This window comes from Flavobacterium sp. (genome assembly GCF_031423415.1).
In the GTDB taxonomy this organism is placed as follows: Bacteria; Bacteroidota; Bacteroidia; order Flavobacteriales; family Flavobacteriaceae; genus Flavobacterium.
This window is the reverse complement of the sequence record NZ_JANPFL010000099.1, coordinates 1-11,467: the sequence shown is the minus strand read 5'-3', so window position 1 is coordinate 11,467 and position 11,467 is coordinate 1. Positions and strand designations below refer to the sequence as shown.

The window sequence follows — 11,467 nt, the reverse complement described above, 5'->3', positions numbered from 1 at the left end:
AGGAGATTATTAATTCCAAAATTTAACTATGAAAAAATACACTTATACAGAAGAAAAAGATACTCGAAGCGGTTTTGGTGCTGGTCTTGCCGAATTAGGAAGAACCAATCCTAATGTAGTGGCTTTGTGTGCGGATCTTATTGGTTCGCTTAAAATGGAAAAATTTATTGAGGAAAATCCAGAACGTTTTGTTCAAGTAGGAATTGCCGAAGCCAATATGATGTGTATTGCTGCGGGAATGACCATTGGTGGAAAAATTCCTTTTACAGGAACTTTTGCCAATTTTTCTACAGGTAGAGTCTATGATCAAATTCGTCAATCGATAGCTTACTCCGATAAAAATGTGAAAATATGTGCTTCCCACGCAGGGTTAACTTTGGGTGAAGATGGAGCAACGCATCAAATTTTGGAAGACATTGGATTAATGAAAATGTTACCAGGAATGACCGTAATAAATACGTGTGATTACAATCAGACGAAAGCGGCTACGATCGCCATTGCCGATTATGAAGGTCCTGTTTATTTGCGTTTTGGAAGACCAGTTATCCCGGTTTTTACTCCCGCTGATCAAAAATTTGAAATAGGAAAAGCGGTAATGATTAATGAAGGAACCGATGTGACTATCGTAGCCACTGGGCATCTGGTTTGGGAAGTGATTTTGGCTGGTGAAGAATTAGAAAAATTAGGTATTAATGCCGAAATCATTAACATTCACACTATAAAGCCTTTGGACGATGAAGCGATTTTAAAATCAGTGGCAAAAACAGGTTGTATCGTTACTTGTGAAGAGCATAATTATTTGGGAGGTTTAGGCGAAAGTATTGCAGGGTTATTGTCTTTAAATACACCAACACCACAGGAATATATTGCTACTAAAGACACCTTTGGCGAAAGCGGAACACCAACTCAATTGATGGATAAATATGGATTGAACGCTGAAGCGATTGTAAAAGCCGTTCAAAAAGTAATAGCCCGAAAGTAAATTCCATTTTAATATAATGAACTAGATTAGAAGTTTAATGTAAGCCGATAGATTTATAGCCGCCAAAACAATTATTAAAAACTATTGTTTAGTTCATAAAAAAATCTGATTGTTTACATTTATATGACGCAATTAACTGGTTTGTGACGCAACTCTGGCGCAATTGACGCAATTATTTAATTTATGTGTGGCGATTGTGAGGCAATTGTGAGGCAATTGTGAGGCGATTGAGGCGATTGTGAGGCGATTAATCAAATTCATAAAAAGTACCAGATCCTTTTAATTCAGAAACTCTAAAAACACCTAATTCTGTTAATGATTTTAAATCACGACTAGCCGTTGCGTCGGATATTTCGCTTAATAATTGAAACTCCTTATTGGTTATTTTTTTATTCTTTTTCACGAATTCTACAGCTGCAATTTGTCTTTCGCTTAAGCCTAAAAATTTGAGTTGTTCTGTGCTGTATTTGTCTTTGAATAAAGTTACCAATATGCCGCCGTCTAATGCCGTAATTGTTGGTTCGGGTAAACCTGCTTCTTTACAACTGTTAATGATTTTTAGTGTGCCACGACCCCACGAATCAATGTAGCCTGCTTTGAAACAGATATCTGCAATTATAGGATTCCTTGGTCGTGAAATATGGTGGCGTTTTAAACTTTCTAATTCCATTCCTTCAGGTAAATTTCCTTCGTTCCAGAGCGTGAGCTTATTGTCATAAACACGCAGCTGAATCATTGACCCCATATACGTTCGATGTACTAATGAGTTCAACAACATTTCACGGAGTGCCGCCACTGGATATTCTCCTTTTTCTACCCGTTGCATTCCTTCAAAGTCTATTGGTTTGGTGAAAAACTTATAGTTTAATTGATTGGGAACATTTTTCAGCAATTGGATTAAATTTCCTTCTTCTGTTTCCTGGAATTTTAAATCCGCATCATCGTTGCCAAAACGACCTATTTTCACCATTACATTGGGATAAAAACGATTTGGATCTTTGCCAAAAAGTATAATTGCTGCTCGTTTGATTTCTCCATTGTCCGATAGTCTTAATTTTTCAAACAATTCTTCGATGGATAAATCTGAAACATCGGGCATTCTGCCACTTTTTTGAGCATCTTTTATAAAAGCCTTTACACTTTCGGAATCAATATCGTTAAAAGTTGCCACAGCTTCAGGAACATTGTCCCAAGTTTTGCCTGATTTTTTTAATAAAAATTCGTTCAAGGTATTTCCTGTCAATTCCAGTTTGGTACTACCCGTTCTGTAATAGTAGCGACCTCGAAGTGAAACTGGAACCGTGTAAGGTGGGACTACAATTTCTAAAAAATGTGCTCCATTTTCCTGATGCAAATTAACCTCAGCAATAATACCCATATGTTCCCTGATTTTATTAGGAATGACTTCTAAAAGATTTCTGTAATCTGCTAAATGAGTAATTACACCATTATCATCTTTACCAATAAAAATAACACCGCCAAAAGCATTGGCAAAACCACAAACCCATTTCAGGTAATCATCGTGCCAGGATTTTTTCCATTCTGTGTTTTGGGATTCGCTCATTGATTATTGTATTTATAGATTGATAAATTTAATAGTGCAAATTAAAGAATTCCATTTCAAATTATCGTTTGTCATTTGAATTTATATTGAAACTGATCAGGTTGAACATATTTCGCATTCTTGAACGCAGCCTGTTGCCGTAAAGCATTTCAATTTCGGAAGCGGATAAGTTAGAGGTCAAATGTGTTATAGAATTATTTTCTACAAACTGCTCGTAACGACTGATCAATACCTCAGCCATTACATTGCAATCGTTTCCGAAATGTTTGATTTGTTGTTCGGCACCCAAATCATCAAAGCAATAGCCCGAAAGGCGTGATTGGTTGTTTTGTTTTTGGGAGTATTTATTGATGGCATCAAAACCATTTTTGGCAAATTCAAAAGAAATCTCTCTACAAGTTTTGATTTTATAATCAGACAAAGGGTTTGTAAATGGTCTTAAAAGATGCATTATTGATGTTTTTCCGCAACCAATTGGACCCGACAACAAAATGCCTTTTGAGAGGTCGATTTGTTCTTTTAAGGCTGTGTTTTGATCTTTGATCATATAAATTACCAATTTATAAATGGTTGGTATGTCTAGTATGTTTATTCTAAAATTGTGTCCGTAAAGTGTCTTTCCTTGGTAATTGATAAAATCCAAGCATTTGTTGAAATCATAGACTTTGTGGTCGTTTTGAATTTCGAAAGTATCAGTAATTAATTTACAATGGTTCGGCATAGTTTTTTGAATTTGGTGTGTGCAAATGATTTGGTTGAGGAGCGTTTGATTTTGGCTGGAATTTGTTTGCGTTGAGCATCCAATTTCTGGCAGCAGCTTTCCAGTCTTTCATTTTGGATTTTCCTCCCACGAGCCATCCGTTACTTTGGAAATGGTTGTAAAATTTTTGAGCTTCGATTTCGGAATTGTTTTTCTCTTTGAAAAATGGGAGTATGTCTTCAAAAATAGGAGGGATTTTTTCAACGGGTTCAATACCTTTTTTTTCGCGCAACTTTTTTTCGCCCCTCGTCCCTCGACTGCGCTCGGGATGACACGCTCGGGATGACGGCTCAGGATGATTTTTTTTTATTTTTTGTTCATTTTTTAATAAAAAATCGCAATTTATATCTTGATTTTTTTGAGCTCGCCCGTTTACAATGTTTATACTGTTTGTATTGTTTATATAAGGTAGAAGTTCAGTGCTTGTACAGTGCTTGTTTAGTACTTGTTCAATACCCTGTTCAGCAACTTGTTCAATAGCTTTTTCATTGACTTGTTTACTATTTTGCTGGCTTTTGACTTTTTTAATCTCCTTTTTCTGAATTGGTTTGGTGTAGAAATCAAGATTGACAACTTCAAGTGTAGATCCTTTGAACGGATTATAGGAAGGCATATATTTCACAAAATTCCTTTCGTCCAATTCCTTGATGCACTTGTGATAGGTTGCGTAGGAAGCAATTTTACTAACGCGCATCAATTCATCTCTTGAAATACAAATTGGGTTTTGAAAACGATTTTGATTCCATAATTGGAATATGGCCATATATAGGCTGATGTGCGTTGGGTTGAGGTCGAAGTCGGTAGATACCTTTTCGAAAAATCCGGTGAGGTGTTTTATGTAGTTCATTTTTTTGGGTGTTGGGTTTAAGGTCTTAGGTTTAGGACTATTTCTCGAGCAATTTTCTTAAGTCTTCATATTTGTAATATATGATGCCACCAATCCGGTTGAAGTTTAGGGTTCCATTGATGCGAAGGTTCTGCAAGGTGCCGGGAGAAATTTTGAGGAGTTTGCGGACTTCGGAAGATTTAAGCCACTGGGCAGGTTGTTCAGGTGTAGATTTACCTGATTGGATTTCGTGAAGCAGTGCATTGCCAAAGTTGAGCAAGTCTCTCTTTGTCACTACTTGGTGGTTTAACAACTCATAGTTGTCGATTTCCGGGAAGAGTTTTTTTGGATGTAAGTTCATAATGAAAGTGTTTGATTTGTTATGAGACAAATTACTTTCATTTGATTGTTTTTTAAACCCAAGGTGAACCCAAGTTGGGTCGTTTTTGGGTAAAAAAAATTATAACCCCTTTGTTTTCGGGTTTATTTTTTCAAACTTTAACATAAATGATCCATTTCTCCGTTTTTATTTTTGTGATTGTCTCAACGGAAAATATGGGCTTGGCGAAGGAAACCCAAGGCAAACCCAAGTTGGGTTCTAAATTCTTACAAAATTAATTTTAGTGCTAAAAAAACCAAGTCGAAGACCTGGTTATGAAAGGTTAAAAATCCTCACCTCTAAATTTATTGTTAGCTACATCCGAGAGATCTTGAAGAAATATACCGTTTATGGGATATCTCTTTTTGATGTCTTGTAAACATCTGTAAAGCGTTTTTTCATCAAAGTCAATATTAAATGCAATGCTAAATACCCCAGCAATTTCTTTTATGTCAATGTTGCCACCATTCAACATTTTTTTATAATATAAGCCATAGATCATTTCTGCCATTTCAATTTTAGTCCCCGTCCAAGTAATTTTGTTATTCGTTGGAATGTATTTTGTTGTGATATTGCCATTTAATTCATCCAGCTTGTTTTCTAAATAGATGGTGAACATATCGTTTGCAATAATGATGGCCACATTGAAATCGTGAGAAGTGCAAAGCTTGGAATCAAAGTTAATCAAGCAGCAATCGTCCCTGACAATATTTTTGTAACTGCGGCGCACAAAAAAGTCTTCATCTTTAACGGTTGTCCTCGAACGGTAGTATTGATAAAACTCCTTATTGCTTACAACATATTGATGAATTTTGGATAGTAATTCATCATAATGCTTTCTTTTGTTCTTTTTGCTTGGGGGCAATGAGCTCTCTAAATTCAATAACTCTTTATAATAAAGGAGTTTTGAAACCATTCTTGGTTTCAATTCTTTGAAAAAATAGATTTCTTCCTGAAGGGTTTTGAAAACGTGTTTTTTTAGCCATTTGAACATTTCCTTTAATTTCTTTTCGATGTAGTGTATGATTTCTAAAGAAACCGTCAAAACATCGTCAGATACGTTTTTTAGCACTTCATATTCTCTTTCAAATTCGTTAAAATAGTTGATATAATTGGAGTCCATAAAATACAAAATGGTTTAAATTGAGACTATCAAAATAAACCATTTTGTATTAATATTACGTCAATTTTTGACTAAAAAGTTATCAACATCGATCAAGCCTAGTGATTGCTTAATTTTTTTTCTGATAGGGATTTTGAAGCAAATTTTGATTTTAAAATCATCATATCCTCGCTGATTTTTCTGTCCAAGATTTTAGCGTAATGTTGGGTGGTTTTGAGATTGGTATGCCCCAACATTTTACTAACGGTTTCGAGTGGAACTCCGTTGGAAAGTGTCACAGTAGTTGCAAAAGTATGCCGGGCAATATGAAAAGTAAGGTCTTTGTTTATTCCACATATATCTGCAATTTCTTTTAAATAAGCATTCATTTTTTGATTACTGAAGATAGGCAATAGACGGTCTTCATTGATGCAAACAGGATGGTTCGCATACTTATTTATGATTTCTTGAGCCATTGGCAATAATGGAATTTTGGATGCAGTATCTGTTTTTTGACGGTTTTTGAAAATCCATTTATCTCCGTCAATCCCCAAGGAAATATGGTTTTTAGTTAGCTGTTTCACATCAATATATGCCAAGCCGGTAAAGCAGCTGAAAACAAATATATCGCGAACCATTGCGACTCTTTCTATTTTGAAATCTTTATTGATAATGGTTTGAATTTCATCTTCGTTCAAATACACCCTTTCAACATCTTTAACTTTAGATTTGTAGTTTGAAAACGGGTCTTTGTTGAGCCATCCATTGGCCAAACACTGATTGATTATTTTATGAAAGTTCTTGATGTATTTAACGGCGGTATTATTGGCGCATTTACGTTCGCTGCGCAAATAAAATTCGTATTCTGTGATGAATGCGTGATCTATTTTTTCGATATTAATGTCGGTAAGGTTGTACTTCCAAGAAAGAAAATTTTCGGTGTGTTTGAGTGAGGTTTCATAGCGTTCTAATGTTCCTGCTGCATATTCCAAACCAACCAGTTCTTTGACTTTGCGGTTGTGTTCTTTGAAGATAGGAATCAGTAGGCGCTCTCTTTCTTTTGTGCCCAGAATTCGGTTTTTAAATTCCTCGATATTTAGCGAAATGTTATCTTTTAAAAGTTCGAATTGGATATCGTTTATTCGATTTTTTATGAAATCAAGTAAGTTGTTTATTGAACGAGCTTCTTCTGAATTGCCCTTCATCCTACTCAATTCGTTCGACCATTTTGATGGTTGGATGAACTTTTTAGTACTGTATTCGAATCTTTTTCCGTCGACAGTTAGTCGCACATAAATTGGGAATAGCCCTGCTGAATTGGCTTTTGTTGATTTTGCATAGAAGTGCAAGGTGGTTTTTGCTTTCATTTTGCTACCCTTTAAGTTATACATTAATTTACTGTAAGGTTTGCCACAAAACAAGATGTTCATTTATTGATGAAGTCATTGAATTACCCATTATTATTGGCGGATGGGCAATAGTAATCCAATGTTCTTCCAATTTAGAGAGACCCTAATAATGACGATTTTCTAGGGTCTCGATTTAGCACCTTGATTTAGAATAAAGAATGAATATTTTGATTGGGTGTTAAAAGAAAAAACCCCGAAAAACATAGGGTTCTCGAGGTTTTGAATTATTTTGAAGGATGTTTCAGCAGAGAGGAAGGGATTCGTCTATTAGAAAAGTCATTAATAAAATCAATACTTAGCAAAGTATTTTATTTAAGTGACACCTCGACTGACACCTCTTTATTAGGATTACAATTATCTTAAATTCAAAGTAGTCAAATATAAGCATAATAATCTGAATAGTAAAGTATCAAGACTAAAAAATGAACTAGTTATTTAATATTATATTTCTTTACAATGGTTTAAAATGGAGTTGGATTTTATCTGCATTTTAACCAAAAATCAAGTGAGCTACTTGTTCATATTTTAATCCTGCGTATGAACAAAACTCTTCGATAGTTAGAAACTCCTTTTCGAGCTTGTTGAGGTCAGTTTTCACTTTTTGCATTAATCTAGTACTTTGGCGATAACTCTTTCCTGTTATGCGCTGTATGTCTTTAGGATAGATGCACACCCTCTGTTTTTCATATTTCATACATTATCTATGCCTTTGACTAGGCTTTGACTACCTTAAACTTACTATCAAATAATATTTAAGATTATACAAAAGTAGGATTTTTTAAAATATTATTTGCTTCCGCAATTTAATACTGTTTTATGTTATTGCTGGTAGGCATTTATGTCGATTTAAGCCATTTATGTCACTTTGCGACATATGGAACTGTGTTTACTTTTTTATTCTATTTTATTGGCTAAAATTTGTTTCGAAATCAATCGAAGATGTTGCAACAGAAAGATGATTTAGAACGATTATTAATCTAAATTTTAGAAATTATGGCAAGACAGAAAGGCATAATTAAATTGAAAGGTACTATCGGAGATATTACTTTTTACAAAACCCAAGACGGACATTTGGCTCGTGAAAAAGGCGGTATCGATGCCAGCAGAATCAAAAGTGATCCTGCGTTCCAAAGAACGCGTGAAAATGGTTCTGAATTTGGTCGAGCTGGAAAGGCTGGAAAGATTTTGAGAACGGCATTAAGAGCTTTGCTTTTGAATTCTGCCGATGGTAGAATGGTAAGCCGTTTAACTCAAAGAATGGTACAAGTTATTCAAGCTGATTTAATCAGCGTTAGAGGTTTGCGAAATGTGATTGATGGCGAAGCCGAACTTTTAGTAGGTTTTGAATTCAATATTCGAGGGAAGCTGGGTACTAGTTTATTTGCTCCTTTTGTAGCAACAATTGACCGTCCGACTGGCGATATTATTGTTGATTTAGCTTCGTTTAGCCCATTGAATATGATTGCTGCGCCAAGTGGAACAACGCATTATAAAATTATTTCAGCTGGTGCAGAAATTGATTTTGAAGCGGAAACTTTCGTTGTTTCGAATTCAGAATCGGATATTTTACCTTGGAATATCAATCCATCGGACGCTATCAATCATTCAAATCCTGTTACTCCTGCCAGTACAAAACCATTATTTTTGGCTTTGGGAGTGGAATTTTACCAAGAGGTAAATGGTCAAATGTATGCGTTGAAAAATGGCTCCTACAATCCATTGTCGATTGTGAAAGTTGATAGCGGTGTGTAATGGTTTCCACGATAACTAGAACTTATTTCCCTAATGGAACGAATGGCAAACTCGAATGCGAGGGCAAATTTATTTGTAAAACTATTGAATTGCCTTGGAAGAAAAACGACACGAAGGTTTCCTGCATTCCGGAGGGGAAATATTTTATAAAAAAGCGATACAGCAAGAAATTTCAATGGCATTTGGAGGTTTTAGATGTGAAAAATAGAAGTTTAATCCTGTTTCATCCCGCAAATAATGCCTTGCAAGAATTGAATGGCTGTATTGCTCCTGTAACGAAACTTTCTGGACCAGGTTTAGGTCTGATGTCCCGAAAAGCTTTTGCCAAATTAAAAAATTTGGTTTATAAAGCTTTGGACAATAAAGAAAGTGTTGAATTAATTATCCAATCTTAATTTTAGATTATGAAAAAAATCATACATAGAGCGAAAGCTCCCACTCCGAAATTTTTTAAAGTGCTTCGAAATATTGGATTGGTTTTGGCAGCAGTAGGCGGAACAATTTTAGCAGCTCCAATAGCTTTGCCCGCTATTATAACTACCATTGGTGGTTATGTCGTAGTAGCTGGAGGTGTTGTTTCGGCAGTTAGTCAATTGACAACAAACAAAGATGAGATCCTTAGCAAGTCTCAGGATAACAATGCAACACAGTAATTCAACTGTAATTGGTATCGCTGGCGGTACATTTTTGAGTGTATTGCCGAATTTGCATTCGGAAGATGTTTTAAAAACTGTTATTTTAGCGACTCTTGGAGCGATTGTCAGTTTTATTATATCGATGACACTCAAATACCTCATCAAGAAGCACAAAAAATAGTCTAATTCTAGTTGTGGTGACCTTTGGATTAGACATAATGAAAGTCCAACTCCGCAAGGAATGGGCTTTTTTTGTGGCTAAAAATTAAACTTCTTCAAATAGATTTAGAGTAACTTCTAAAACCACAACTTCGGAGTTATAAGTGTACAATTCTTGCCATTTTGCGCTGTCGATGGCTTTGGCTCGTGTGTCGAAAACTCCAAAACAAACTCTTGATGCTTTGCTTTTCCAATTGTCGGTTTGGTATAAAATAAATAGTTTCATTTTTATTAATTTTTGGTTTATAAATAGGTTTATTTTTTGCAGTAGCGATACAAAATCACTCTTCTCAAATCGTTTATTAAGCTAATATTTTCGTGAAATTGCTTTTCTTTTTTCTCCAAAAGTTTTAGAGCTGCAACATTTTTTTGGTGCTGCTCGTGTTCGACCATCATTAAACTAGCTTGTGGATTGAATTGTTTTTTGAAATCTGGAAGACGCAAAAACGAAATAACAGAACCTACTAAATACTGATGCCAGAATTTTGTTTGCCATAAACTATATGCAATGAAAAAAAGGCTTTCGCAGTCCTCCTCGTTTTGAAAAATGATAACAAAACTGTTAGTAAATTGTGTTTTTTGTGGTTTTCCGCTGTTCATCCCCTTGTTAAGTACAAATAAATGGGGTTTTGAGTAAACGGTGTCTTTTCGGTGGGTCTTGATGATGAAATTTAGCATAACATTCGGCTTTAAAAATGGGTTAGATTTTCAATTTTCCGCAGGATTTCGTTTGAAAGACCAATGTGCTTCGCTACGCTTCGCCCATTAAATTTTTCAAAAGAAAAAAAAGAAAAAAAGAAAGCCATTCATTCAAGTGGAAGGTTTCAAAAAAGCAAGTTTTTTTGAAAAAATACTACCCGATATATCTACGGAAGTTTAGGTGTGAAGGCGGAGATGAATGTTGTTGCGAACCTTTATGGGTGGAGATTTTTCCAAAAACCCGTAGGGCTTGAACTTGCTTTTTTGTAAACCTGGAACTTACCTTTGCTCTCTTTTTTTTTATTTCAAATTCTAAACATCATCGTTTAATCGGAGTTTGTTTGAAGGAAAGGGAGTTGATTTGGAAGAGGGTCGTCTTCGGAAAGGGTATCAAATTTTAGAGATGGATAAAAAATCAACATCAGAAAATAACAACGCTTTTTATCCGGAACTAAAATTTGATACTCTTTCTTGGATTTGATTTTTGAGGATGCTTTAACGTCTTGTGAAAAAAGGTATTTGATTTTTAACGGAAAGTTGTTCTGAAAATGGAAAGCATCTTCAAAAAACAATGCATTAAAATACCGAGTGCGATGGGGCAGCAGCGCAGGCAAGTGTGTGGTTTTTTATTTGCTTATTGGGATGTTTCTGATTGCTTTTGTGGAAAAGTCGATGCCATAGACTTGAAAAAAAAATGATGCTTCGGGCTGGTCAACTTTATATTTAAGAACGGTATGGTATCGGCTTTGCCGCTGAAGCTATTAATGCTTATTTTCTGGCAAATAAAAAACCACACTCTTGCTGGCTTCTCTTGATTTTGTGGGTGTTGTAAATTGCTTATTCCTATATCGTGAATGATAGAAATAGAGTAGATAAGCGATTTACAACACTTACAAAAGCAATGCAAATACCTACCGATTTAAACATCAAGTTGCTAAAAACAGTGACCGTGAACGTTTTTAAAAGCAATGATAATCGTAAAATTTCCTATGAAATGGTGAACGTTCTTAAAGACAGTGGCGAAGGACGGTTTTTTTTAAAACAGGCAGGTGCGAGGAAGTTTTAAAAAAAGTTGTCCTGGAGCCACTGGCAAGCGCGTTGGGTGTGGCGGCTGTTTTACATAAATGATATTATAGCTTC

General features: G+C 35.2%; 13 protein-coding genes. 5 read left to right on the top strand and 8 right to left on the bottom strand.

All coding sequences use genetic code 11. The features are described from left to right. Nucleotides 1-28 precede the first annotated feature (28 nt). Nucleotides 29-982, top strand: coding sequence for a transketolase C-terminal domain-containing protein (locus tag RMO83_RS08745; protein WP_310559296.1), 954 nt, complete (start codon nt 29-31; stop codon nt 980-982). A 247-nt stretch (nt 983-1,229) separates the two neighbouring features. Here the strand turns inward: RMO83_RS08745 and RMO83_RS08740 are convergent, their stop codons facing one another. From RMO83_RS08740 to RMO83_RS08715, 6 genes are all read right to left on the bottom strand, one after another. Beyond that, complete coding sequence (locus RMO83_RS08740) at nt 1,230-2,546, bottom strand: ATP-binding protein (protein WP_310559295.1); 1,317 nt, start codon at nt 2,544-2,546, stop codon at nt 1,230-1,232. A gap of 61 nt (nt 2,547-2,607) precedes the next feature. Beyond that, complete coding sequence (locus tag RMO83_RS08735) at nt 2,608-3,267, bottom strand: ATPase (RefSeq protein ID WP_310559294.1); 660 nt, start codon at nt 3,265-3,267, stop codon at nt 2,608-2,610. Next, complete coding sequence (locus tag RMO83_RS08730) at nt 3,251-4,153, bottom strand: transcriptional regulator (RefSeq protein WP_310559293.1); 903 nt, start codon at nt 4,151-4,153, stop codon at nt 3,251-3,253. Before RMO83_RS08730 ends, RMO83_RS08735 begins: the two co-directional genes overlap by 17 nt. A 37-nt stretch (nt 4,154-4,190) precedes the next feature. Then, nucleotides 4,191-4,493 carry a helix-turn-helix domain-containing protein gene (locus RMO83_RS08725; protein ID WP_310559292.1) on the bottom strand — a complete coding sequence of 101 codons (303 nt, stop codon included), beginning with the start codon at nt 4,491-4,493 and terminating at the stop codon, nt 4,191-4,193. Between the two features lie 301 nt (nt 4,494-4,794). Continuing rightward, nucleotides 4,795-5,634, bottom strand: a complete 840-nt coding sequence (locus RMO83_RS08720) for an RteC domain-containing protein (protein ID WP_310559291.1) — start codon at nt 5,632-5,634, stop codon at nt 4,795-4,797. 98 nt (nt 5,635-5,732) lie between these two features. Beyond that, nucleotides 5,733-6,980, bottom strand: coding sequence for a site-specific integrase (locus RMO83_RS08715; protein ID WP_310559290.1), 1,248 nt, complete (start codon nt 6,978-6,980; stop codon nt 5,733-5,735). A 1,035-nt stretch (nt 6,981-8,015) separates the two neighbouring features. Here RMO83_RS08715 and RMO83_RS08710 point away from each other — a divergent pair. The 4 genes from RMO83_RS08710 to RMO83_RS08695 are packed head-to-tail and all read left to right on the top strand — an operon-like array spanning nt 8,016 to nt 9,590. Continuing rightward, on the top strand, nt 8,016-8,774 hold the full coding sequence (locus RMO83_RS08710; RefSeq protein WP_310559289.1) for a hypothetical protein: 759 nt from the start codon (nt 8,016-8,018) through the stop codon (nt 8,772-8,774). Beyond that, nucleotides 8,774-9,169: a DUF5675 family protein gene (locus tag RMO83_RS08705; protein WP_310559288.1), complete on the top strand. Its 396-nt coding sequence runs from the start codon at nt 8,774-8,776 to the stop codon at nt 9,167-9,169. Before RMO83_RS08710 ends, RMO83_RS08705 begins: the two co-directional genes overlap by 1 nt. Nucleotides 9,170-9,178: 9 nt before the next feature. Continuing rightward, nucleotides 9,179-9,427, top strand: a complete 249-nt coding sequence (locus RMO83_RS08700) for a hypothetical protein (RefSeq protein ID WP_310559287.1) — start codon at nt 9,179-9,181, stop codon at nt 9,425-9,427. Continuing rightward, nucleotides 9,414-9,590 (top strand): hypothetical protein, encoded by a 177-nt coding sequence (locus RMO83_RS08695; protein WP_310559286.1) that lies wholly within the window; start codon nt 9,414-9,416, stop codon nt 9,588-9,590. Before RMO83_RS08700 ends, RMO83_RS08695 begins: the two co-directional genes overlap by 14 nt. 84 nt (nt 9,591-9,674) lie before the next feature. On the opposite strand, the gene RMO83_RS08690 is transcribed toward RMO83_RS08695, so the two are convergent. Further along, nucleotides 9,675-9,854, bottom strand: coding sequence for a hypothetical protein (locus RMO83_RS08690; RefSeq protein ID WP_310559285.1), 180 nt, complete (start codon nt 9,852-9,854; stop codon nt 9,675-9,677). 29 nt (nt 9,855-9,883) lie between these two features. After that, nucleotides 9,884-10,306 carry a DUF6943 family protein gene (locus RMO83_RS08685; RefSeq protein ID WP_310559284.1) on the bottom strand — a complete coding sequence of 141 codons (423 nt, stop codon included), beginning with the start codon at nt 10,304-10,306 and terminating at the stop codon, nt 9,884-9,886. Nucleotides 10,307-11,467: the final 1,161 nt, after the last annotated feature.

What these genes read in the sequence shown, in the direction of transcription:
- RMO83_RS08715 (WP_310559290.1), bottom strand. Translation starts at nt 6,980, where the DNA reads ATGAAAGCAAAAACCACCTTGCACTTCTATGCAAAATCAACAAAAGCC.
- RMO83_RS08700 (WP_310559287.1), top strand. Translation starts at nt 9,179, where the DNA reads ATGAAAAAAATCATACATAGAGCGAAAGCTCCCACTCCGAAATTTTTT.
- RMO83_RS08720 (WP_310559291.1), bottom strand. Translation starts at nt 5,634, where the DNA reads ATGGACTCCAATTATATCAACTATTTTAACGAATTTGAAAGAGAATAT.
- RMO83_RS08740 (WP_310559295.1), bottom strand. Translation starts at nt 2,546, where the DNA reads ATGAGCGAATCCCAAAACACAGAATGGAAAAAATCCTGGCACGATGAT.
- RMO83_RS08690 (WP_310559285.1), bottom strand. Translation starts at nt 9,854, where the DNA reads ATGAAACTATTTATTTTATACCAAACCGACAATTGGAAAAGCAAAGCA.
- RMO83_RS08710 (WP_310559289.1), top strand. Translation starts at nt 8,016, where the DNA reads ATGGCAAGACAGAAAGGCATAATTAAATTGAAAGGTACTATCGGAGAT.
- RMO83_RS08685 (WP_310559284.1), bottom strand. Translation starts at nt 10,306, where the DNA reads ATGCTAAATTTCATCATCAAGACCCACCGAAAAGACACCGTTTACTCA.
- RMO83_RS08730 (WP_310559293.1), bottom strand. Translation starts at nt 4,153, where the DNA reads ATGAACTACATAAAACACCTCACCGGATTTTTCGAAAAGGTATCTACC.
- RMO83_RS08735 (WP_310559294.1), bottom strand. Translation starts at nt 3,267, where the DNA reads ATGCCGAACCATTGTAAATTAATTACTGATACTTTCGAAATTCAAAAC.
- RMO83_RS08725 (WP_310559292.1), bottom strand. Translation starts at nt 4,493, where the DNA reads ATGAACTTACATCCAAAAAAACTCTTCCCGGAAATCGACAACTATGAG.
- RMO83_RS08745 (WP_310559296.1), top strand. Translation starts at nt 29, where the DNA reads ATGAAAAAATACACTTATACAGAAGAAAAAGATACTCGAAGCGGTTTT.
- RMO83_RS08705 (WP_310559288.1), top strand. Translation starts at nt 8,774, where the DNA reads ATGGTTTCCACGATAACTAGAACTTATTTCCCTAATGGAACGAATGGC.
- RMO83_RS08695 (WP_310559286.1), top strand. Translation starts at nt 9,414, where the DNA reads ATGCAACACAGTAATTCAACTGTAATTGGTATCGCTGGCGGTACATTT.